The sequence below is a fragment of the Salinicola tamaricis genome, from assembly GCF_003006155.1.
Taxonomy (GTDB): Bacteria; Pseudomonadota; Gammaproteobacteria; order Pseudomonadales; family Halomonadaceae; genus Salinicola; species Salinicola tamaricis.
The window spans coordinates 1,372,138-1,392,735 of the sequence record NZ_CP023559.1; the positions used below are offsets into that span (position 1 = coordinate 1,372,138).

23 protein-coding genes and 2 pseudogenes are annotated in these 20,598 nt (G+C 66.4%); 19 read left to right on the plus strand and 6 right to left on the minus strand.

Features of this window, described 5'->3' with window-relative positions; all coding sequences use genetic code 11:
* The first annotated feature begins 192 nt into the window (after nt 1-192).
* Nucleotides 193-989 (plus strand): annotated as a pseudogene (locus CN538_RS22130) (SDR family NAD(P)-dependent oxidoreductase).
* An 88-nt stretch (nt 990-1,077) separates the two neighbouring features.
* Here the strand turns inward: CN538_RS22130 and CN538_RS22135 are convergent.
* The 5 genes and pseudogenes from CN538_RS22135 to CN538_RS06440 all read right to left on the minus strand — a co-directional run bounded on the left by CN538_RS22135 (nt 1,078) and on the right by CN538_RS06440 (nt 4,421).
* Nucleotides 1,078-1,605 (minus strand): annotated as a pseudogene (locus CN538_RS22135) (DUF481 domain-containing protein).
* Between the two features lies 1 nt (nt 1,606).
* Nucleotides 1,607-1,864, minus strand: a complete 258-nt coding sequence (locus tag CN538_RS06430) for a hypothetical protein (RefSeq protein WP_129591311.1) — start codon at nt 1,862-1,864, stop codon at nt 1,607-1,609.
* Between the two features lie 469 nt (nt 1,865-2,333).
* Nucleotides 2,334-2,756: a type III PLP-dependent enzyme domain-containing protein gene (locus CN538_RS22140; protein ID WP_242495596.1), complete on the minus strand. Its 423-nt coding sequence runs from the start codon at nt 2,754-2,756 to the stop codon at nt 2,334-2,336.
* Nucleotides 2,740-3,570, minus strand: coding sequence for an alanine racemase (locus tag CN538_RS06435; protein WP_242495597.1), 831 nt, complete (start codon nt 3,568-3,570; stop codon nt 2,740-2,742). Before CN538_RS06435 ends, CN538_RS22140 begins: the two co-directional genes overlap by 17 nt.
* Nucleotides 3,571-3,662: 92 nt before the next feature.
* Nucleotides 3,663-4,421, minus strand: coding sequence for an IclR family transcriptional regulator (locus tag CN538_RS06440; RefSeq protein WP_106418910.1), 759 nt, complete (start codon nt 4,419-4,421; stop codon nt 3,663-3,665).
* A 329-nt stretch (nt 4,422-4,750) separates the two neighbouring features.
* On the opposite strand from CN538_RS06440, the gene CN538_RS06445 reads away from it, so the two are divergent.
* The 11 genes from CN538_RS06445 (at nt 4,751) to CN538_RS06480 (ending at nt 12,450) form a co-directional block, all read left to right on the plus strand.
* The gene (locus CN538_RS06445) at nt 4,751-5,419 is read left to right on the plus strand and encodes a transporter substrate-binding domain-containing protein (RefSeq protein ID WP_207233655.1); all 669 of its coding nucleotides are present in this window, start codon (nt 4,751-4,753) and stop codon (nt 5,417-5,419) included.
* 168 nt (nt 5,420-5,587) lie between these two features.
* Nucleotides 5,588-5,800, plus strand: a complete 213-nt coding sequence (locus tag CN538_RS26690) for a hypothetical protein (protein ID WP_242495598.1) — start codon at nt 5,588-5,590, stop codon at nt 5,798-5,800.
* Between the two features lie 79 nt (nt 5,801-5,879).
* On the plus strand, nt 5,880-6,254 hold the full coding sequence (locus CN538_RS26695) for an amino acid ABC transporter permease (protein ID WP_277985154.1): 375 nt from the start codon (nt 5,880-5,882) through the stop codon (nt 6,252-6,254).
* Nucleotide 6,255: 1 nt separating this feature from the next.
* Nucleotides 6,256-6,930, plus strand: a complete 675-nt coding sequence (locus CN538_RS06455) for an amino acid ABC transporter permease (RefSeq protein ID WP_106420567.1) — start codon at nt 6,256-6,258, stop codon at nt 6,928-6,930.
* Between the two features lie 148 nt (nt 6,931-7,078).
* Nucleotides 7,079-7,690 carry an amino acid ABC transporter ATP-binding protein gene (locus CN538_RS06460; RefSeq protein WP_479725171.1) on the plus strand — a complete coding sequence of 204 codons (612 nt, stop codon included), beginning with the start codon at nt 7,079-7,081 and terminating at the stop codon, nt 7,688-7,690.
* A 150-nt stretch (nt 7,691-7,840) separates the two neighbouring features.
* On the plus strand, nt 7,841-8,455 hold the full coding sequence (locus tag CN538_RS06465) for a MurR/RpiR family transcriptional regulator (protein ID WP_242495600.1): 615 nt from the start codon (nt 7,841-7,843) through the stop codon (nt 8,453-8,455).
* Entirely contained in the window at nt 8,377-8,703 is a 327-nt protein-coding gene (locus CN538_RS22155; RefSeq protein WP_242495761.1) for a MurR/RpiR family transcriptional regulator, read from the plus strand. The genes CN538_RS06465 and CN538_RS22155 overlap by 79 nt, the downstream gene beginning before the upstream one ends.
* A 16-nt stretch (nt 8,704-8,719) precedes the next feature.
* Complete coding sequence (locus CN538_RS22160; RefSeq protein WP_242495601.1) at nt 8,720-9,178, plus strand: amidohydrolase family protein; 459 nt, start codon at nt 8,720-8,722, stop codon at nt 9,176-9,178.
* 113 nt (nt 9,179-9,291) lie between these two features.
* Nucleotides 9,292-10,194, plus strand: a complete 903-nt coding sequence (locus tag CN538_RS22165; protein ID WP_242495602.1) for an amidohydrolase family protein — start codon at nt 9,292-9,294, stop codon at nt 10,192-10,194.
* Between the two features lie 61 nt (nt 10,195-10,255).
* Nucleotides 10,256-10,648: a RidA family protein gene (locus CN538_RS06475; protein ID WP_106418911.1), complete on the plus strand. Its 393-nt coding sequence runs from the start codon at nt 10,256-10,258 to the stop codon at nt 10,646-10,648.
* 311 nt (nt 10,649-10,959) lie between these two features.
* The gene (locus tag CN538_RS06480) at nt 10,960-12,450 is read left to right on the plus strand and encodes a sodium:solute symporter family protein (protein ID WP_106418912.1); all 1,491 of its coding nucleotides are present in this window, start codon (nt 10,960-10,962) and stop codon (nt 12,448-12,450) included.
* A gap of 59 nt (nt 12,451-12,509) precedes the next feature.
* Here the strand turns inward: CN538_RS06480 and CN538_RS06485 are convergent, their stop codons facing one another.
* On the minus strand, nt 12,510-12,995 hold the full coding sequence (locus tag CN538_RS06485) for an ureidoglycolate lyase (RefSeq protein WP_106418913.1): 486 nt from the start codon (nt 12,993-12,995) through the stop codon (nt 12,510-12,512).
* Between the two features lie 335 nt (nt 12,996-13,330).
* Between CN538_RS06485 and CN538_RS06490 the strand changes: the two genes are divergently transcribed.
* From CN538_RS06490 to yjfF, 7 genes are all read left to right on the plus strand, one after another.
* Nucleotides 13,331-14,275 carry a 4-hydroxyproline epimerase gene (locus CN538_RS06490; RefSeq protein WP_106418914.1) on the plus strand — a complete coding sequence of 315 codons (945 nt, stop codon included), beginning with the start codon at nt 13,331-13,333 and terminating at the stop codon, nt 14,273-14,275.
* 59 nt (nt 14,276-14,334) lie between these two features.
* A complete protein-coding gene (locus CN538_RS06495) occupies nt 14,335-15,279 on the plus strand; it encodes a dihydrodipicolinate synthase family protein (protein WP_106418915.1) in 945 nt (314 codons plus the stop codon).
* 532 nt (nt 15,280-15,811) lie between these two features.
* Nucleotides 15,812-16,762: a galactofuranose ABC transporter, galactofuranose-binding protein YtfQ gene (gene ytfQ, locus CN538_RS06500; RefSeq protein ID WP_106418916.1), complete on the plus strand. Its 951-nt coding sequence runs from the start codon at nt 15,812-15,814 to the stop codon at nt 16,760-16,762.
* A gap of 264 nt (nt 16,763-17,026) precedes the next feature.
* Nucleotides 17,027-17,716: an ATP-binding cassette domain-containing protein gene (locus tag CN538_RS22170; RefSeq protein ID WP_242495603.1), complete on the plus strand. Its 690-nt coding sequence runs from the start codon at nt 17,027-17,029 to the stop codon at nt 17,714-17,716.
* Nucleotides 17,605-18,570 (plus strand): ATP-binding cassette domain-containing protein, encoded by a 966-nt coding sequence (locus tag CN538_RS22175; RefSeq protein WP_242495604.1) that lies wholly within the window; start codon nt 17,605-17,607, stop codon nt 18,568-18,570. Before CN538_RS22170 ends, CN538_RS22175 begins: the two co-directional genes overlap by 112 nt.
* Nucleotides 18,567-19,601, plus strand: a complete 1,035-nt coding sequence (locus CN538_RS06510; protein ID WP_164999522.1) for an ABC transporter permease — start codon at nt 18,567-18,569, stop codon at nt 19,599-19,601. Before CN538_RS22175 ends, CN538_RS06510 begins: the two co-directional genes overlap by 4 nt.
* On the plus strand, nt 19,598-20,572 hold the full coding sequence (gene yjfF, locus CN538_RS06515; protein ID WP_207233656.1) for a galactofuranose ABC transporter, permease protein YjfF: 975 nt from the start codon (nt 19,598-19,600) through the stop codon (nt 20,570-20,572). The genes CN538_RS06510 and yjfF overlap by 4 nt, the downstream gene beginning before the upstream one ends.
* The last annotated feature ends 26 nt before the right edge of the window (nt 20,573-20,598 follow it).

A 20,598-nucleotide genomic window follows, 5' to 3' on the forward strand; every position in this document is an offset into this window, starting at 1 on the left:
CTGCAGACGATGCCTGGTGGCGTCTGCTGTGCGGGGGTGTCTGGTGATGATGGCGAGAAGCGCCCACTATGCCGCAGCCTGTCCGGGCTGACAAAGCCGGGTTGGCGCCGCACGCCAATCGTGGCCATGCTCAAGGCTCTGGTGTCGTCGCCTGCGCGACGGCATCTCAATCGTCTGCAAGGAGGCAAACGCATGGATCTCGCCATCAGCGGCAAGACCGCACTGGTGACCGGCGCCCAGGGCGGTATCGGTCTGGCGACCGCGCGGCGGCTGGCCGCGGAGGGCGTCAATCTCGTCCTCAGCGACATCGACGCCGAGGCGCTCGAGGCGGCCGCCGTCGACCTCGACGCCGCGACGCTCTGCGTCACCGCCGACGTCACCGATCAGGCCCAGGTCGATGCCCTCGTCGCCCGCGGCCGCGAACGCTTCGGCCATATCGACATGGTGGTCCACGCCGCCGGCATCACCGGCGCCAAGGGCGACCCGCTGACACTGACGACGCCGATTACGAAGAGGCATGGCAGATCGACTTCTTCTCCGCCGTGCGACTGGCGCGGGCGACCATCCCCGCCATGCGCGAGCAGGGCTGGGGGCGCTTCGTCTGCCTCACCTCGGAGAACACCGTGCAGCCCTACTGGGAGGAGGCGGTCTACAACACCGCCAAGGCCGCGCTGAGCGCCTTCATCAAGAACCTCTCCTACCGCGAAGCGGCGCACGGGGTGCTGTGCAACACCGTGGCACCGGCCTTCATCGCCTCGCCGATGACCGACGGCATGATGCATCAGCGCGCCGAAGCGCTGAACTGCTCATTCGACGAGGCGGTGGAAAGCTTTCTCGACGAGGAGCGCCCGGGCATCGTCGCCAAGCGCCGCGGCGAAGCGGACGAGGTCGCCTACATCATCGCCATGCTGCTCTCCCCCCACGCCTCCTTCGTCAACGGTAGCAACCTGCGCGTCGATGGTGGTGCGGTGATGTCGGTCCAGAACTGACGCCGGAGCCAAAGCCAGCACTGACACCAGAGCTCGCACCGATGGTCACATCAGCGCGGGCGATGCCGGCAGTGCGGGTGCTCACATGTCAGTGCGGGTGCTCACATGTGATAGACAGCGACACCCCGGTAGTGGTATCGGTCTGGCTGGAGGCCCCCGGCGGCGGATTGTCGTTGAAGTCGGCCTCGTAGGAGAGCTTGAGCGCCAGAGCATCGTTCATCGCCACGACCAGCGCCGTCTCGGAACGCCCGATGATGTTCTCCCGTGACGACTCGGTGGCCAGGGTCTGAGTGAAGCGCGAGTTCTCGGAGAACTGCCAGCCGTAATCCAGCCCGCGTAGAACAGCGCCAGGTCGTCACTGCCGTCACCGGTGTACTCGTCGTGACTACCCCGGGGCCGACCTCGACCGAAAGCGAGTGCGGCGGCCCTCGAGGAGCTGGCGGCCGTAGCCACCGATCAGCGTGCTCTGCGAGTCGTAGCCGGAGAAACGGTCCTTGTCCCAGCGCGCCAGTCCGAACAGATAGTTGGGCGGAGAGAGGTTGTAGCGCGTGCGGCCCTGGACGAGTACTCCTCGGCGGGAGGTCTCGTCATCGTCGCTGGCGCTCTTGGCCCCCACTTCAAGTTATAGGACCAGGCGCATCGAACCAGGTCATGTCGGCGCCGGCCCCGCAGGCTCCGCTGTGGCTGTTGCCGCTGATCTTGTGATAGCCCAGTTCGGCCTGCCCCTCGAACGGCTTCTCGGCCTCGGCCGGGTTGTCCAGCGCCTCGAAATCATCGAGCTGGGCCTGGGCGCCGCCGGCCAGCGCCAGCAACCCGGCACCCAGCAGCCACTGCCGGACCCGCCCCAGCATCTTCGGTCGTCCTTGATGAATCACGTACGCCTCCTTTCTGACTGCCATGAACGCTACTGCCGTTTCGCACCCGGCCGGGCGGCAGGAAGCGCGCCCCGCCGCGGCGCGGTCAGGCGAAAACGGGGGATATAGACCACTAGCTCTTTAGAAGGTGCGGCAGCAACCAGGGTGTGTACGAAAAACCAACGCGCGTAAACCGTTCTCGTACAAAGCCTGGCGTGAGCGGCGCGGCAAGCCGGCCGTGGGGCTGGGGCAAAAAAATGGCGAGCCAATGGCTCGCCAAGCTTCCGTCTGTGAATAAGGTCTCTTACCCGACGGAAGAGCGCTCGGGTGGGCCACCACCGCCGCGGGCGATGGCCAAAGTAGAGAGGCGTCGACGTTGGCACGGGGCACCCGCATCGCTCACCGGGTGCCAAGTTAAGCGAGCGGGATGCTGGCGTCAATATTTATGGAAAGGATTTCCAATTTTGTGATGCGGCATGTCAGGGCAGCATCAGAAGCAGGTTTCCAGGTCTCCTCGACGTTTCAGGTCGGCATCCACCAGCAGCAGGCGACGCCACTTGTCGAAGGTCAGACAGGGGTGCGAGGTGCCGAAGGCGATCACGTCACCCACCGCGATCTCGGTGCCGGCGGGCAGCTCGAGAAACAGATGCTGATCCATGATGTGCACGCTGCGCCAGCCGTCGACCGCGCACGGCGTCGCCTGCCCCTGGGGATAGCGGCGCAGGGCGATGGGCAGATCCGGCTCATGACCGATGTCGCGCTTGCCCAGGGCGACGATCGCGCGCCCCGGTTCGGGCAGCGACTGCACCTGGGCGAACACCTCCAACGCCGGCTGCAGCTCACCGGCGAGCTGCGGATGGCGCGACTTGACGTCGGCCATGGCGCCGGCATAGAGCTTATGGTCGTGAACCACGTAGCAGCCGGGGCGCAGCACCGGCGTGTAGTGCTGGCGCAGCTCGGCGCGGTCGAAACCTTCGGCGATCAGATCGAACCACTTGGAGCCCGAGGCGGTGACGATCGGCGCCTCGCGCGCCAGGCCCCGCTCTCGCGCAGGCTGCGCACCGTCTCACCAGCCGTGCGGCGTAGGCGCGCACCGCCGCGACCTCGTCGCCGCCGTGGATCAGCCCTTCGTAGCCCTCGACCCCCACCAGCGCCAGCGCCGGCTCGGCGGCGATCGCCGCCACCACCGCCGCGACCTGATCAGCGTCGCGACAGCCACAGCGCCCGCCGGCGACACCCAACTCCACCAGTACCTGCAGACGCAGCCCGCGGGTGGCGAAGAAGGCACCCAGCGCACGCACGTTGTCGACCCCATCCACCACGCAGTAGTAATCCAGCCCCGCGGCGATGGCATCCGCCACCAGCGCCATGTTGGGCTCGCCGACCAGCTGATTGACCATCAGCACGCGCTCGATGCCGTGGGCGTGGGCCGCCGCTGTCTGTACCGCGGTGGCCAGGGTGATACCCCAGGCCCCCGCCGCCAGCTGACGCTTGAATAGCTCAGGCGTCATGGTGGTCTTGCCGTGGGGCGCCAGTTCGGCGCCATGGTCGGCAGCAAAGCGCTGCATCCAGGCGATGTTGTGGGCCAGCGCCGGTGCCAGCACCACCGCCGCCGGTAGCGGCACATCGCGCAGCAGCTTGGCCGGCGTCGACGCGCCGTACGGCGTGCCTTTCTCGATCACGGGGACACTACTGATCACGGAAACAGGACTGAGCGGGTGGTGCATGACGGGCCTCCAGGGGCAGAGCGAAAGCTGCCAGAGAAAAGATGACAGCACGGGCAGAGAACCAGCGACGCCAGCGCCGGCCGGTACTCGGCTCAGTCACCGCGTGACAGCGTCGTGGCGGCCTCGCGCAGAGCCTCGACGAGAGCCTCGCGGCGTGCCTGATCGGCATTGCGCCCTACGGTGAAGCAGAGCGTTGCGCGGGCGACGGTATCGCCCTCGTGAATGGGTACCGCCATGCAGCAGGCGAAGCTGTCCACCAGCCCTTCGGTGAGCGCATAGCCGCGCTGGCGCGTGTGTTCGATCTCGGCGAGGAAGGCATCGATATCGATCTGCTCACCGCTGGGCAGCACGAAATCGGCCTCCGGCACCAAACCCAGGATCGCCTCCCGCGGCATGCCGCCCAGCAGCACGCGCCCCGAGGCGGTCCACGGGATCGGCACCTTGACCCCGACCTCGGAACTGATCCGAAACGGCCGCGCACCGTTCTCGTTGAGCATGACGGTGTACTTGTCACCGTCGAGCATGCACAGCTGCGTGGTCTCGTCGAAGCGCGCCGAGAGCTGGCGCATCACCGGCCGCGCCCGGCGCAGCAGATCGTTGTGGTCAGCGTAGTCGAGGCCGAAGTAGTGCATCGCACGGCCGAAGAAGATACGCCCGTCGCTGCCGGTCTCCAGCCAGCCGGCCTCGCTGAGCAGATTGATCAGCTCATAGACGCTGGAGCGTGGCGCACCGGTGGCCGCCATCAGCTCCTTGGGCGTCATCGGTTCGCGATGCAGATGTAGCTGTTCGCACAGCGAGATGACGCGGTCGACGCCGCGCGCTCGGGCCGTCGATGTCGTGGATTGACGCATATCACCTCTTCGTTGGCCGGCATGAGAGGCCAGGGTAACCAACACCGATTGCCGGGATACGCCCCTCTTGCGCGGCGGACGGGAATGCGCGCAGTATAGATTTTCCGGTAAACCAGACAACAGTCCGAAATATCGGACAACCGATTGCTTCAGACAGCCGATCGTTTCAAACAGCCGATCATGTCAGACAGACAGGAACGCCGGATCACAGCCGCACACAGCAGCAGCCGCAAACAACATCAACAACAGGTGAGCCTACAAATGACCACGATCCACAAGATGCTGGGCGCCATCTCGGTATTCGCCCTCTCCTCGATGAGCGTCGCCGCGTGCACGCCGACACCCTGCAGGACGTGCTCGCGCGCGGCGAGCTGTCGTCGGCACCGGCAGCGCCAATCCGCCTGGCACTTCACCCAGAATGGACAGACCGTAGGCTTCGATGCCGAATCGGTCATATCCTGGCCCAAGGGCTGTTCAACGACCCCAGCAAGGTGCGCTTCGTCAATCAATCGTCCGATGCGCGCATCCCCAACCTGCTGACCAACAAGGTCGATATTTCCTGCCAGGCGATGACCGTGACCGCGGCGCGGGCCCAGCAGGTTGCGTTCACCGTGCCCTACTACCGTGAAGGCGTCGGCCTGCTGATGCTCGACGGCGGCGACTATGCCGACTACCCCGCGCTCAAGGCGGCCGGTAGCGACATCACGGTGGCGGTGCTGCAGAACGTCTACGCCGAGCAGATGGTGCATCAGGCCCTCCCCGAGGCGAAGGTGGACCAGTACGAGAGCCAGAACCTGATCTATCAGGCGCTCAACTCCCACCGCGCTGACGCCGTGGCCACCGACCTCTCCACGCTGAAGTGGTACATGAAGAACAACAGCGGCCGCTATATCGACGCCGGCTACGCCTGGAACCCGCAGTCCTACGCCTGCGCGGTTTGTGCGCCGACGACGCCCGCTGGCTGCAGTTCGTCAACACCACCCTCGAGCAGGCGATGAACGGGGTCGAGTTCGAGCGCTACGCCGCGGCTTTCGAGCAGTGGTTCGGCGAGCGCCCGCCGGCGCCCGAGACCGGTTTCCCCAGCGAGATGCGCTGAACTCCGGGGCCCCGCGCCAGCCTCTGGCGCGGGGGTCTGTCCTCGAATCGCCGCCGGTGAATGAACTGTCATGAGCTATCACTTCAACTTCGCTCCGATCCTGGCGCAGTGGCCATTGCTGCTGAGCGGTATCGGGCTGGGCCTGCTGCTGGCGCTGGTCTCCATCGCGATCGGCTCGCTACTGGGGCTGGCCGTCGCCTTCGCCACCCGAGCACCGAGCCGCTGGCTGGCGACCTCGCCTTCGCCTGGATCTCGATCCTGCGCAATCTGCCGATTCTGGTGATCGTGCTGTTCCTGTTCTTCGGCATGCCCCAGTTGGGCCTGTCGCTGGACAAGATCAGCAGCTTCATCCTCCGCTCGCTCTGTCGCTCTACACCAGCGCCTACATGGCCGAGGTCTTCCGCGCCGGGCTGCTGAGCGTGCCACCGGGTCTGATCGAGGCGGGCCAGGCGATCGGCCTGACCCGGTCGCGCATTCAGCGCGATATCGTGCTGCCAATCATGTTCCGCAACGCGCTGCCGGCGTTCGGCAACAACTTCGTCTCGCTGTTCAAGGACACTTCGCTGGCCGCCACCATCGCGGTGCCGGAGCTGACCTACTATGCGCGCAAGATCAACTCCGAAACCTTCCGTGTGATCGAGGTGTGGCTGGTCGCCTCGCTGCTCTACATCGTGCTGCTACGCCATCACGCTGATTCTGCGGGCGCTGGAGAAGCGCCTGGTCCTGAGGCGAACTGAGATGCAGTGGGACTACTTCTTCGACCAGGTGCTCAGCCACCGGGATGCGTTGCTGCAGGGCACCGCGGTCACTATCGGCGTCTCACTCTCGGCCATCGTCGCGGGCACGCTGCTGGGCATCGCGATCGGGGTCGCCGTGACCTACGGCATCAAGCCGCTGCGCTGGCCGGCGCGCGCCTACATCGACATCATCCGTGGTACCCCGGTGCTGGTCCTGGTGCTCGCCACTTTCTATATCTCGTCTGCCGTGGGTCTCGATCTGGGCGCCTTCCAGGCCGGGGTGCTGGCGCTGACGCTGTTCTGCGCCTCACATGTCGGCGAGATCCTGCGCGGCGCCCTGCAGGCGCTGCCGCGTGGGCAGATCGAAGCCGGCCGCGCCATCGGTCTCACCTTCGGTGGCATCTTTCGCCACATTCTGTTCCCCCAGGCGCTGCGCTACGCACTGCCGACCTGGATCACCGCCGCGGTGGAGATGGTCAAGGCGTCCACCCTGCTCTCCGTGATCGGCGTCGCCGAGCTGCTGCTCACCACCCAGCAGATCATCAGCAACAATTTTCTCAATATGCAGTTCTACCTGCTCGCGGGGCTGATCTATTTCCTGATCGACTTCGCCATCGAGCAGGTCGGACGCTACGTCGGCCGGCGTCTCGACCGCCCCGCCAGGAGAACGACATGACTCCCATCGTGGAAGTGCGCGCGCTGCACAAACGCTTCGGCGAACTCGAGGTGCTCAAAGGCATCGACCTCGTGGTGAACGAGGGCGAAGTGGTCTCGACATCGGCTCCAGCGGTTCGGGCAAGACCACCCTGCTGCGCTGCCTCAATCTGCTCGAAGAGTTCCACCAGGGCGAGGTGCGGATCGGCGGCGAGAGCATCGGCTATCGCCAGCGCAACGGCCAGCGCGTGCGCGCCAGCGAGCGCGAGATCGCCGGCCAGCGGGCGATGACCGGCATGGTGTTCCAGGCGTTCAACCTGTTTCCGCACATGAGCGCGCTGGACAACGTCACCCTCGGCCTCACTCGGGTGCGCGGCATGCCCAGGCGTCAGGCGGTGGAGCTGGCCGACCACTGGCTGGAGCGGGTAGGCATGCTAGAGCGCCGCGATCACCGCCCCGCCCAGCTCTCCGGCGGCCAGCAGCAGCGGGTCGCGATCGCCCGCGCCATTGCCATGAACCCCCGCGTGATGCTGTTCGACGAAGCGACTTCGGCGCTCGATCCGGAGCGGGTCGGCGAAGTGCTCGAGACCATTCGCAGTCTCGCCCAGGAGGGCATGACCATGGTGCTGGTCACCCATGAGATGCGCTTTGCCCGCGATGTCTCCGACAAGGTGGTGTTCATGGATAGCGGCCGCATCGCCGAGCAGGGTCCGCCCGCGACGCTGTTCTCGACCCCCGAGTCACCACGGCTGCAGGCATTTCTCAAGACCTCATCACTGTGACAGCGAGCGCTTCGCCACGATGGGCCGGGGCCGACGCTGCGCGTCGACGACGGTGATAAGAGAATCATTTTCACGAATCTCTCAATCAGGATAAAAACTAATAAGCATGCGTCCCCAGCCCGACACTGGCTATCGCCAGAGGAGATCTCCGTGAGCCAGCAGATCGACATTCTGTCGTTGATCACCGCCCGTCTTCCCAGCCTGCGCGCCGCCGAGCGCAAGGTCGCCGGGCTGATCTTCGACGATATCGATTTCGTCGCCGAAGCGAGCATCGGCCAGATTGCCGCCCGCGCCGGGGTCAGCGACGCCACGGTGACCCGCTTCGCCCGAGCGGTGGCGTGCCGCAACGTGCGCGACCTCAAGACCCGCCTGACCCGAGCCCTGGCCGCAGGGCGCCGTTTCATCCAGGAGGCGAACGAGGAGGATGGCCTCGGCGTGATCTACGACAGCGCCACCCAGACCCTGGCGCTCAACCGCACGCTGATGGAGCAGGCCGACGTCGAGGGTGCGGTAGAGATGCTCGATGGCGCCCGCCAGATCCTGGTTTTCGGCGCCGGCGGCGGCTCCACGGTGATGGCCCAGGAGCTGCAGTTCCGGCTGGTGCGGCTGGGCTATGCGATCAGCGCCTATCCGCAGGCGCTGCTGCCACGTATGGTCGCCGCCACCTGGAGCCGGAAGACGTGGTGGTGGCGCTCTCGACCAGCGGCTACACCCCCGAGATCAACGATGCCGCCGAGTTGGCCCGCGAATACGGCGCACGCGTGATCGCGATCACCGCGGTCGGCTCGCCGCTGGCCGGCATCGCCGATCTGGCGCTGCCGCTGGCCTCACGGGAGACCGACTTCATCTATTTTCCATCGTCGTCACGCTACGCCATGATGGCCGCCGTCGACATGCTGGCGCTGGGCCTGGCGCTACGCCACCGGTCGCGGACCCGCGACAAGCTGCGGCGGCTCAAGATCACCCTCGATGCCCATCGCGGTGGCGACAATCGCCAGCCGCTCGGCGACTGAGCCGCCAGGAGCCGACATGCCCCACCAGCACGACCTGCTGATCCGCGGCGCCAGTCTCATCGATGGCAGCGGCCGCGACGCCTTCGTCGCCGATGTCGCCATCGACGGCGAGCGTATCGTCGCCGTGGGCGACCTGGCCGAGGCCCGCGGCCGCGAGGAGATCGCGGCCGCGGGGCTGACCCTGACCCCTGGCTTCATCGACGTTCATACCCACGACGACATCAATGTCATCCGCACCCCAGAGATGCTGCCCAAGCTCTCCCAGGGGGTCACCACCGTGGTGGTCGGCAACTGCGGCATCAGCGCCAGCCCGGTCAGCCTCGACGGCGAGGTGCCGGACCCGATGAACCTGCTCGGACGCGCCGAGGATTTCCGCTACCCCACCTTCGCCGCCTACGCCGAGGCGGTGACCACGGCGCGCCCCGGCGTCAACGTCGCCGCGCTGATCGGCACACCAGTCTGCGCAGCCAGGTGATGGACCGCTTCGACCGTTCCGCCAGCCCGGCCGAGTCGCCACCATGCGCGCCCAGCTCGAGACCGCCCTGGCCGAGGGCGCGCTGGGGCTCTCCTCGGGGCTCGCCTACCGCAATGCCCTTCCACGCCACCAGCGCCGAGATGAACGCGCTGGTCGAGGCGGTGGGGCACGCCGGCGGCGTCTATACCACGCATCTGCGTAACGAATTCGCCGGGCTGCCCGCGGCGATGGAGGAAGCCTTCGCCACCGCCGCCCATGGCCAGGCGCCGCTGGTGATCTCGCATCTCAAGTGCGCCGGTGCCGGCAACTGGGGCAATGCGCCGCTGGCGCTGGCCAAGCTCGACGACGCCGCGCGCCGTCACGGCGTGCACTGCGACTGCTACCCCTACACCGCCGGCTCCTCGACGCTGGACCTGGGCCAGGTCACCGACGAGATCGAGATCTTCATCACCTGGTCCGACCCGCACCCAGAGATGGCACGTCAGCCGCTGAAGACGATCGCCGCGCAGTGGAAGCTGTCGCTGGAAGACGCCGCGCGGCGGCTGCAGCCGGCCGGCGCGATCTACCACAACATGAGCGAAGCGGACATGCGCCAGGTGCTGACGCACCCGCTATCGATGGTGGGCTCCGACGGCCTACCCAACGATCCGCATCCGCACCCGCGGCTATGGGGTGCCTTCCCGCGGGTGCTGGCGCATTACAGCCGTGACCTGCAACTGCTGCCGCTAGCCGCGGCGGTACGCAAGATGACCGGGCTCTCCGCCGCCAACTTCGGCCTCAGCGACCGCGGCGAGATCCGCCCCGGCGCCTTCGCCGACCTGGTGCTGTTCGACCTCGACAACCTCGAGGACACCGCCACCTACAGTGCGCCGATCGCCACGGCCTGCGGCATCGAGCTGGTGGTGGTCAATGGCGTGATCGGCTATCGCCACGGCCAGGCCTGCGCCCCCCGTGGCGGGCGCCTGCTGCGGCGCGAGGTGCGGCTTTCATCGCGCCCCTCGCGGCCCGCCGCCTGATATGCCACATCGGCCCCGCGCGTCGCGCGGGGCCTTCCCTGACCCAGAGAGGAGATTTTTCATGAGCATCAAGCGTTATGGCGTCGAAGGCGGCGTCGGCACCGGCGGCCAGAAGCTGCCCTTCGCCCGCGCCACCGAAGCGGGCGGCTGGCTGTTCGTATCAGGCCAGACACCGATGACCGACGGTGAAGTGGTCGAGGGCAGCATCGTCGAGCAGTCGCGGCTGGCCTTCGCCAACTGTCTGAAGATCGCCGAGGAGGCCGGCTATGGCGTCGAGGACGTCGTCCATGTCACTGCGGTGCTGACCGACGCGCGCTACTTCAGCTCGTTCAACAAGGTGTTCAAGGAAGTGTTCGGCGACCACCCGCCGGCGCGGATCTGCAGCGTCCAGGACCTGGTGGTGGACTGCAAGGTGGAGGTCGACATCAAGTGCTATCGCGCCGATCGCGTTTGATAAATGCCTGCACGGACGCATCGCTTTGTTGCACGGTACTCGGGAACTCGCCTAACCCCCAGTTATGTCTCGCTCCCTGTGTGCCGTGCGCCTAGCGCTGCATTCCGCTCGGCTATTTATCCGATTTTCTTGGCGCTGGCCAAAGCTTCGATAGTCAGCAGTGAAGCTTTGGAAGGCAAGTTCGAGTAACAGCAAGAAAGGTGGTCGCGCCCCGGCAAGGGCGCGACCGCAGTGAAAAACCCCACAGGACATGACATTTCACACTGCGCCGGTCGCGGCAACGACCGGGAGGACAATTATAAGAGGTCGCCATGAACAGCCAAGTCTTCCTCGGCACCTTCGTCGCCTACGTGATCGTGATGATCGCATTCGGCTGCTGGGTCTCGCGCCACAGCCGTGGCAGTGGCGACGACTTCCTGCTCGGCGGGCGCAGCCTGCCGCTCTTTCTGACCCTCGGCACCACCGTGGCAACCATGGTCGGCACCGGTTCGAGCATGGGTGCCGTCGGTTTCGGCTACGTCAACGGCTGGGCCGGCGCGCTCTACGGTATCGGTGGGGCGATCGGCGTGCTGCTGCTGGCTTTCTGGTTCGCCCCGGTGAGACACCTGCGCTTCATGACCATGAGCGAAGAGCTCTCCTACTATGTCGGCGCCAATCGCCTGGTGCGCAACGTCGTCGCGGTGCTGATCTATATCGCCTGTATCGGCTGGCTCGGCGCGCATATCCTCGGTGGCGGTCTCTATCTGTCATGGATGGCGGGGATCGACCTGACCATGGCACGCATCCTGGTCGCGCTGGGCTTCGGCATCTATTGCGTGATCGGCGGCTACATGGCGGTGGTCTGGACCGACACCGTGCAGGCGGTGGTGCTGTTCGTCGGTTTCATCGTGATGGCGATCATCGCGCTGGTCGAGGTCGGTGGCTTCTCCAGCCTCGGCGCCCATATGGACGTCGCGGCCACCGACTTCCTCGGGATCGGCAAGATCGGCCTGGTGCCGGCGCTGTCGCTGGCGGCGGTGATCGCGGTCGGCGTGCTGGCGACCCCCTCCTACCGCCAGCGCATCTACTCCGGCCATTCGGTGGCCTCGGTGCGCAGGTCGTTCGTGATCACCGGCGTGCTCTATCTGTTGTTCTCGATCATTCCGGCGATCATCGGCATGGCGACCCATGCGCTCAACCCAAATCTGAACAACAGCAATTTCGCCTTCCCGTTCCTCGCCACCGAGATCCTGCCGCTATGGCTGGGCCTGCTGCTGCTGGTAGCGGGGCTCTCGGCGACCATGTCCAGCGCCAGCTCCGATGCCATCGCCGGGGTCTCGATCCTGCTGCGCGATATCTACGTGCTGTTCACCGGCCATACGCCCTCGGCGCGCAAGGTCGTGGGGCTGTCACGTCTGGCGCTGGTCGTCACCATCGGCCTGGCGCTGCTGTTCGCGCTCACCTCCAACAACGTCATCAGCTATATCACCAGCATGATCGCCACGGTGATGGCAGGGATGTTCGTCTGCGGCGTGCTCGGACGCTTCTGGCCGCGCTACACCTGGCAGGGCGCCATCGCCACCCTGGTGGCGGCCTCGGTGACCTCCTTGGCGGTGATCAACGTCGACGCCTGGGCGGCGTTCTGGGGCAACCCCAGCATCCCCGCCGTGCTGGTCGCGCTGATCGTGGGCGTCGTCGTCAGCCTGGTCACGCCCGCCTCGAAGGTGGCACCGGAACAGGCACTCGAGATCATCGACGCCGAGCGCGAACGCATGGAGCGGGACGACATGCCGGCCAAGGCGGTTGGCGGCAAACCGGTCTGACGCCAACGAGCTGGGGTGCCCCTGACGGGCACCCTAGCTCATCGCCGGCGACCGACTCGTCACGGCACCACGACCCGAATGTTCATCTCCCGCTCGTCGAGATTGTCGGCACCGCCACGGTCGACGACCAGAAACTCTCCTTCGCGCTCCAGCACCGAGTGGATCGCATGCCAGGTGCCGGCCCGATAGTTGACCCCCTGGCGGCCGTCGGTGACGAAGGCGCGAATCGCGCTCGGATCGATGGCGTCGCCCGGCGGCGCCACCACGACCACGAAGCGCTCTTCGTGCAGCGGCATGAATGCCTGGCTGCCCAGCGGATGACGCTCGAGCAGATCGATCTCCAGCGGCAGCGTCACCGGCTGGCTGACGAAGAGACTGATCAGCGGCGGTGTGGCGTCATCACGGACATCAACCTTGGCCAGCGCATGGTGGCGCTGGGTGCGGCCAGCGTTGATCGCGAACGACTCGCCGATGCGCGCATCGATCACCTCACCGAAGGGCGCGAAGTCCGCCGCGGTCAGCGGCTGCGCGTTGAGTTCCTGCATCTGCTCTGCTCCTGTCATCACTCACGGTCGTGTTCCGCCTCCGGTTTTACCCCATGAGGCCGCGCGCGTCGCGCCGGTTCATGGTCGTTCACGCCGCTATCGTATACAAACACGGCCACCGATTTCGCCACCGCCACCGACGACTCTATCTACCTCTTCTCGCCTCTCTCCTTGTCTCTCTCCTTGTCTCCACTGTCGACGCTTGACGCTCCGCTGCCTGCTGCCAAGGTCAAACCGCCCCACACCCTTCCCTTATCCCTCCATAGATTGTATAAAATATAAAATTATTCAGATCCTGCCCCCTCCATCACCGCCCTCTCGGCACGGGAGCCCCCATGCAGCGTATCCATGTCATCGATTCCCACACCGGCGGCGAGCCGACCCGGCTGGTGATGTCGGGCTTTCCGGCGCTGACCGGCGACATGGCCGCCCAGCGCGATCTGCTGCGCGAGCACCACGATCAATGGCGGCGGGCCTGTCTACTCGAACCGCGCGGCAACGACGTGCTGGTGGGGGCGCTCTACTGCGAGCCGGTCTCGCCGGAGGCCAGCTGCGGGGTGATCTTCTTCAACAACACGGGCTACCTGGGCATGTGCGGCCACGGCACCATCGGGCTGGTGGCGTCGCTTTACCATCTCGGCCGGCTGGCGCCGGGCACCCATCGCATCGACACCCCTGTGGGGCAGGTCAGTGCCATTCTCCATGACGACGGCGCGGTCACCGTGGGCAACGTGCCCGCCTACCGCTATCGCCAGCGGGTGCCGGTCGAGGTACCGGGCTACGGCGTGGTGCATGGCGATATCGCCTGGGGCGGCAACTGGTTCTTCCTGGTGGGCGAGCACGAGCAGACGCTGACGCTGGCCAATGAAGAAGCGCTGACGGCCTTTACCTGGGCGATCCGCCAGGCGCTGGACGCGCAGGCCATCACCGGCGAGAACGGTGGCCACATCGACCATATCGAGCTGTTCGCCGCGGACACCCACGGCAACCCACCGGCCGACAGCCGCAATTTCGTGCTCTGCCCCGGCAAGGCCTACGACCGCTCCCCTTGCGGCACCGGCACCAGCGCCAAGCTGGCCTGCCTGGCGGCGGACGGCAAGCTGGCCCCCGGCGAGACCTGGGTCCAGGCCAGCATCACCGGCAGCCGCTTCGAGGGGCGCTACGACTGGCAAGGCGATCGCATCCTGCCCTTCATCACCGGCACCGCCCATGTCACCGCCGATGCCACCCTGCTGATCGATGACAATGATCCGTTCGCCTGGGGCATCACCGCCTCCTAGCCGCGCACGCATCACTCCCGAACACGCATGACTTCCGAAAACAATGCCAGAGGACAACCATGACCGATTCCATTTTCAGCGGCTGCATTCCCGCACTGATGACCCCCTGCACCGCACAGCGCACGCCCGACTATGACGCCCTGGTCGCCAAGGGGCGCGAGCTGGTCGATCTCGGCATGCGCGCAGTGGTCTACTGCGGCTCCATGGGCGACTGGCCGCTGCTCAGTGAAGCTCAGCGTCAGGAGGGCGTGGCGCGGCTGGTCGCCGCCGGCGTGCCTGTCATCGTCGGCACCGGTGCGGTCAATTCGAAGGAGGCGGTCTCCCACGCCGCGCATGCGGCCAAAGTCGGGGCTCAAGGGTTGATGGTGATTCCCCGCGTGCTCTCCCGCGGCACCTCCAGCAGCGCCCAGCGCGCGCACTTCTCGGCGATCCTGGCCGCTGCCCCCGAGCTGCCGGCGGTGATCTACAACAGCCCCTACTACGGCTTCGCCACCCGCGCCGAGCTGTTCTTCGCGCTGCGCGAGGCGTTTCCCAATCTGGTCGGTTTCAAGGAGTTCGGCGGCGCCGAGGATTTGCGCTATGCCGCCGAGCACATCACCTCACAGGACGACGACGTCAGCCTGATGGTGGGGGTCGACACCCAGGTGGTGCACGGCTTCGTCGACTGCAACGCCAGCGGCGCCATCACCGGGGTCGGCAACGCCTTGCCGCGGGAGGTTCTCAAGCTGGTCGAGCTCAGCCGCCAGGCCGCCAGCGGCGACCCCGAGGCGCGGCGTCTGGCGCTGGAGCTGGAGCGCGCGCTGGCGGTGCTCTCCTCGTTCGACGAGGGCGCCGATCTGGTGCTCTATTACAAGCATTTGATGGTGCTCAACGGCGATAGCGAGTACCGCCTGCATTTCAATGAGAGCGACGCGCTCACCCCGGCCCAGCAGCGCTACGTCGAGACCCAGTACGCCCAGTTCCGCGAGTGGTATGCGCGCTGGTCGCAGGCACTCGATGCTTGAGCCACGGCCAGGCCGGGACGACGCTCCTTTCTGGTGACACTCTCCTGTATTCGACACTTTAGCGGCCCCCGGCGGGGCCGCGCCCGCTTTCCCTCCCCCGCATCTTTTCCTCCCCCACATGTCATCCCCGCCTCTCATTCAAAACGCGCCCGCCATCTCAGCTCAGTGAGCGATAACCTTTTTAAAATCGACTCGACCAAAGCGTGATTGGTTTTCAATGACTTTCGTCGCTCAATAAAAAAGCCAAGAGAGACCCCGTCAGAAAGAGCGACGTATTTAAAACAGCACTAATCACGCACTAAGAGCCCATTTCCAAACCCTCTGACAATGGGTGCCGAGGGCCGGGTCGAGCAACCGAATAAACACCGCCGACACAGTGTCGATAACGGTCTTCGCGACAACGACCCCAGGGTCTGGATCCAGTAGGCCGACAGCCCCAAACCGACACCCCGCGGTCGATCAATCGCCTCATTAGGCGCGCATCGCCTGTCACGAAGACGGGCGAAACCGGCGCCATCACGGGAGACCACCGATGAAGAAATCACTCGCCCTCAGCCTCGCGTTGTTGGGGTTCAGTGCCACCGCATCCGCGGCACAGGTCGTCGGCTTTTCACAGATCGGCTCGGAGTCGGGCTGGCGCGCGGCGGAAACCACCATCACCCGCAAGCAGGCCGAGCAGCGCGGGATCGATCTCAAGTTCTCGGATGCCCAGCAGCGCCAGGAGAACCAGATCGCCGCGCTGCGCTCGTTCATCGCCCAGGGGGTGGATGCCATCCTGCTCGCCCCCGTAGTGGCCACCGGCTGGGACAACGTGCTCAAGGAGGCCAAGGAGAGCGAGATTCCGGTGATTCTGCTCGACCGCCAGATCGATGCGCCCAAGGATCTCTACATGACCGCGGTGGGCGCCGACAGCGTGCACGAGGGCGAAGTGGCCGGCCAGTGGCTGGTCGACAAGGTCGCTGGCAAGCCATGCAACGTGGTCGAGCTGCAGGGCACCACCGGCTCGTCGGTGGCAATCGAGCGCAAGCAGGGCTTCGAGAAGGCGATCGCCGACCACCCCAATCTCAAGATCGTGCGCAGCCAGACCGGCGACTTCACGCGCTCCGGCGGCAAGGAGGTCATGGAGAGTTTCATCCGGGCGGAAAACGGCGGGCGCGATATCTGCGCACTGTTCTCGCATAACGACGATATGGCGATCGGCGCCATTCAGGCGATGAAGGAGGCCGGCCTGCACCCCGGCAAGGAGATTCTGACCATCTCCATCGACGCCGTGCCCGACTACTTCAAGGCGATGGCCAACGGCGACGCCAATGCCACGGTGGAGCTGACGCCCAACATGGCGGGCCCCGCCTTCGACGCGCTCGAAGCCTACTGGAAGGACGGCACCCAGCCGCCCAAGTTCATCCAGACCGACTCCAAGCTCTACACCCAGAGCGACGACCCCGAGGGCGAATACCAGCGGCGCAAGGATCTGGGTTACTGATCGTCCATGTCCAAACTCTCTGACCATGGGCGCTGGGGGCAGGGCAAAGCGAGGGTCCTTTGCCAGGGATGGCAAAGGTAGCGCCCAAGGAGGGGTTCATAGCGCCCTCGCGACGCCCTGCCGCCGGACAAGCTCACATCGTCTAGCGGCTGTGCCATGCGTTCTAAGCCACGCCTGCGGCCGGCATCGCACGCTGCCGGCCTTCCGCCCTCTCCACCCGGCGCTCTCGACGCCGCGGTGCCCGCTCACTCGGGGTGACCGACCATGCTGCTTGCCATCCAGTCACTGACCAAGACCTTCGTCGGCATGAAGGCGCTCGATGCGGTCGACTTCGATCTCGCCCGCGGCGAGGTGCACGCGCTGCTGGGCGAGAACGGCGCCGGCAAGTCGACCCTGATCAAGTGCCTCACCGGCGCCTATCGCCGCGACGCCGGCACGCTCTTGCTGGATGACGCGCCGATATCACCGGACTCCACCGCCCAGGCCCAGGCGCTGGGTATCGGCACGGTCTACCAGGAGGTCAACCTGCTGCCCAACCTGACCGTGGCCCAGAACCTCACCTTCGGCCACGAGCCGCGACGCTTCGGCATCGTCGACACCCGCGCCCAGCGCCGCCAGGCGGCGGCGATGCTGGAAGGCTACGGGCTCGCGATCGACCTCGACCGCGATCTCGGCAGCTACTCGGTGGCGGTGCAGCAACTGGTCGCGATTGCCCGCGCGGTGGCGCTGTCGGGCAAGGTGCTGATTCTCGACGAGCCCACCGCGAGTCTCGACGACCGCGAGGTGCAGATGCTGTTCGCGGTGGTGCGCCGGCTGCGCGATCAGGGCCTGGGTATCCTCTCGTGTCGCACTTTCTGGATCAGGTGTACGCGCTGTGCGACCGCATCACGGTGCTGCGCAACGGCCGCAGGATCGTCACCGCGCGCTGTGACGAACTCGACCGGGTACGTCTGATCGAACACATGCTGGGGCGTGAACTGGCGGCGGAGGAGCATGCCGCCAGGCGTGCCGAGGGCCACACGGAGGCCGCCGGGGAGCCGTTGCTCGCCTTCGAGCAGGTGGGCCGCCGCGGGCATATCGAGCCGTTCGATCTCAGCATCCAGCGCGGCGAGGTGATCGGCATGGCGGGCCTGCTGGGCTCGGGTCGCACCGAGACCGCCGAGGTGATGTTCGGCATCAAGCGCGCCCACAGCGGCCGCGTTCGCGATGTCGAGGGCACAGATGGGGGCAAAGGCGCGGACGAGCTGCACTTGCGCGGCCCGCGCGACGCCATCGCCGCCGGCTTCGGCTTCGCCCCGGAAGACCGAAAGACCGACGGGATCGTCGCCGAGCTGTCGATCCGCGAGAACATCATCCTGGCGCTGCAGGCCCGCCGCGGCTGGATGCGGCCGATCCCCCGCGCCGAACAGCAGCGGCTGGCCAACGACTATATCGCACGCCTGGATATCCGCACCTCGGGGGCCGAGAAGGCGATCGGCGAGCTCTCCGGCGGCAATCAGCAGAAGGTGGTGCTGGCGCGCTGGCTGGCGATGAACCCGCGCTTTCTGATTCTCGACGAGCCGACCCGCGGCATCGATGTCGGCGCCCACGCCGAGATCCTCACCCTGATCCGCGAGCTGACCGCCAAGGGCATGGCCGTGCTGGTGATCTCCTCCGAGCTGGACGAACTGATCGCCGTCTCCGACCGCGTGATCGTGCTGCGCGACCGGCGCCAGGTCGCCACCCTGGTCGGCGAGGAGATCGGCCTGGAACCGGTGGTGCGGGCGATCGCCAGCGCCGACACCCACACCGAGGAGGCCCCCGCATGATGCCCGCCGGCGTGAAACGCGTGCTGCCGCAGCTGATCACCCTGGCCGTGCTGGTGGCGCTGGTCAGTGCGGTCTTCCCCGACTTCCTGCAGCTGCACTACAGCGACGGCCGGCTGATCGGCCCGGTGATCGACGTGCTCAAGCGCGGTGCGCCGGTGGCGCTGCTGGCGATCGGCATGACCCTGGTGGTCGCCACCGGCGGTATCGATCTCTCGGTGGGCACGGTCATGGCGATCACCGGCGCGGTCGCCGCGGCGGCCATCGTCGCCGGCCACGGGCTGCTCTGGGCGCTGGGCCTGGCGCTGGCCGCCGGCCTGTGCGCGGGGCTGTTCAGCGGCTGTCTGATCGCCTTCCTCGGCATCCAGCCGATCGTCGCCACCCTGATCCTGATGATCTCCGGGCGCGGTATCGCCCAACTGATCACCGAAGGGCGCATCCTGACCTTCAACCTGCCGGCGTTCAGCTTCCTCGGCTCCGGCCATCTGCTCGGCATCCCGGTGCCGGTCTGGCTATGGCTGGCGGCGGCGACGTTGACCGTGGTGGTGGTACGGCGCACCGCGCTGGGGCTCTTGATCGAAGCGGTGGGCATCAATCGCCGGGCCAGCGCGCTGACCGGGATCAACGCCCGCGTCATCCTGCTCGCGGTCTACATGATCTCGGGGCTGTGTGCGGCGCTGGCGGGGATCGTCACCACCGCCGACATTCGCGGGGCGGATGCCAACAACGCCGGGCTGTGGCTGGAGCTGGACGCCATCCTGGCCACGGTGATCGGCGGCAACTCGCTGCTCGGGGGGCGTTTCTCGATCCCGGCGGCGGTGATCGGTGCGCTGATCATCCAGACCATCAATACCGGCATCCTGCTGGCGGGCTTCCCGACCGAATACAACCTAGTCATCAAGGCCGCGCTGGTGGTCGCCATCTTAGTGCTGCAGTCGCCCCTGCTGGCGGGCGACCTGAAGCGGGTGGCCGCGCGCCTGACACGCCTGCGCCATCCCGCTCCGGCGACGAAAAAAGAGAGGGCGAGCCCATGATCAACCCCCGGCGCTATCCGCTGCTGGCGACCATCGCCATCTTCGTCATCGCCTACGCCATCTGCTATGTACAGTTCCCCTACATGCTGTCCACCCGGGTGGCTGGCAATCTGCTGACCGACAACGCCTATCTGGGCATCGTCGCGGTCGGCATGACGGTGGTGATCCTCTCCGGCGGTATCGACCTGTCGGTGGGTGCGGTCATCGCCTTCTCCGGCGTCTTCATCGCGGTCATGCTGCGCGATACCGGGCTGCACCCGGTGCTCGTCTTCGCCCTGCTGCTGGCTCTCACCACCGCTTTCGGCGCGGCCATGGGCGCGCTCATCCACCGCCTGGGCATGCCGCCGTTCATCGTCACCCTGGCCGGGATGTTCCTCGCCCGCGGCGTGGCCTACATGCTGACCATCGATTCAGTGGCAATCGACCACCCCTTCTTCGACACCCTCCAGAGCACCTACTGGCTGATGCCGGGCAAGGGGCGGCTGACCCTGATCGGGGTGATCATGCTGCTGGCCTTCGTGGTGGGCCACGTGGTCGCCCATCGCACTCGCTTCGGCGCCAATGTGTTCGCCCTCGGCGGCGGCCAGCAGACTGCGCGGCTGATGGGCAGCCGGGTCGGGCGCACCACGGTGATGATCTACGCCTTTTCGGGGCTGATGGCGGGCCTCGGCGGTATCGTCTTCGCGCTCTACACCGGCTCCGGCTATCCGCTGGCGACGGTCGGCACCGAGCTGACCGCGATCGCCACCGTGGTGATCGGCGGCACCCTGCTCAGCGGCGGCGCCGGCTATGTGTTCGGAACCCTGTTCGGGGTGCTGACCATGGGGCTGATCCAGACCTATATCGTCTTCGACGGCACGCTCTCGAGCTGGTGGACCAAGATCGCCATCGGCGTGCTGCTGCTGGCCTTCATCGTGTTGCAAAAGGCGCTGCTGCGACTGGGGACGCCGCGCGCCAGCGCTCTCGGCTGACACCTGACACCGAGCTCTCGATCTTG

Coding starts and splice junctions, on each gene's coding strand:
- CN538_RS06435 (WP_242495597.1), bottom strand. CDS start 3,570: ATGCACCACCCGCTCAGTCCTGTTTCCGTGATCAGTAGTGTCCCCGTG.
- CN538_RS06440 (WP_106418910.1), bottom strand. CDS start 4,421: ATGCGTCAATCCACGACATCGACGGCCCGAGCGCGCGGCGTCGACCGC.
- CN538_RS26690 (WP_242495598.1), top strand. CDS start 5,588: ATGAGCTATCACTTCAACTTCGCTCCGATCCTGGCGCAGTGGCCATTG.
- CN538_RS06455 (WP_106420567.1), top strand. CDS start 6,256: ATGCAGTGGGACTACTTCTTCGACCAGGTGCTCAGCCACCGGGATGCG.
- CN538_RS22160 (WP_242495601.1), top strand. CDS start 8,720: ATGCCCCACCAGCACGACCTGCTGATCCGCGGCGCCAGTCTCATCGAT.
- CN538_RS22165 (WP_242495602.1), top strand. CDS start 9,292: ATGCCCTTCCACGCCACCAGCGCCGAGATGAACGCGCTGGTCGAGGCG.
- CN538_RS06475 (WP_106418911.1), top strand. CDS start 10,256: ATGAGCATCAAGCGTTATGGCGTCGAAGGCGGCGTCGGCACCGGCGGC.
- CN538_RS06480 (WP_106418912.1), top strand. CDS start 10,960: ATGAACAGCCAAGTCTTCCTCGGCACCTTCGTCGCCTACGTGATCGTG.
- CN538_RS06485 (WP_106418913.1), bottom strand. CDS start 12,995: ATGCAGGAACTCAACGCGCAGCCGCTGACCGCGGCGGACTTCGCGCCC.
- CN538_RS06490 (WP_106418914.1), top strand. CDS start 13,331: ATGCAGCGTATCCATGTCATCGATTCCCACACCGGCGGCGAGCCGACC.
- CN538_RS06495 (WP_106418915.1), top strand. CDS start 14,335: ATGACCGATTCCATTTTCAGCGGCTGCATTCCCGCACTGATGACCCCC.
- ytfQ (WP_106418916.1), top strand. CDS start 15,812: ATGAAGAAATCACTCGCCCTCAGCCTCGCGTTGTTGGGGTTCAGTGCC.
- CN538_RS22170 (WP_242495603.1), top strand. CDS start 17,027: ATGCTGCTTGCCATCCAGTCACTGACCAAGACCTTCGTCGGCATGAAG.
- CN538_RS06510 (WP_164999522.1), top strand. CDS start 18,567: ATGATGCCCGCCGGCGTGAAACGCGTGCTGCCGCAGCTGATCACCCTG.
- yjfF (WP_207233656.1), top strand. CDS start 19,598: ATGATCAACCCCCGGCGCTATCCGCTGCTGGCGACCATCGCCATCTTC.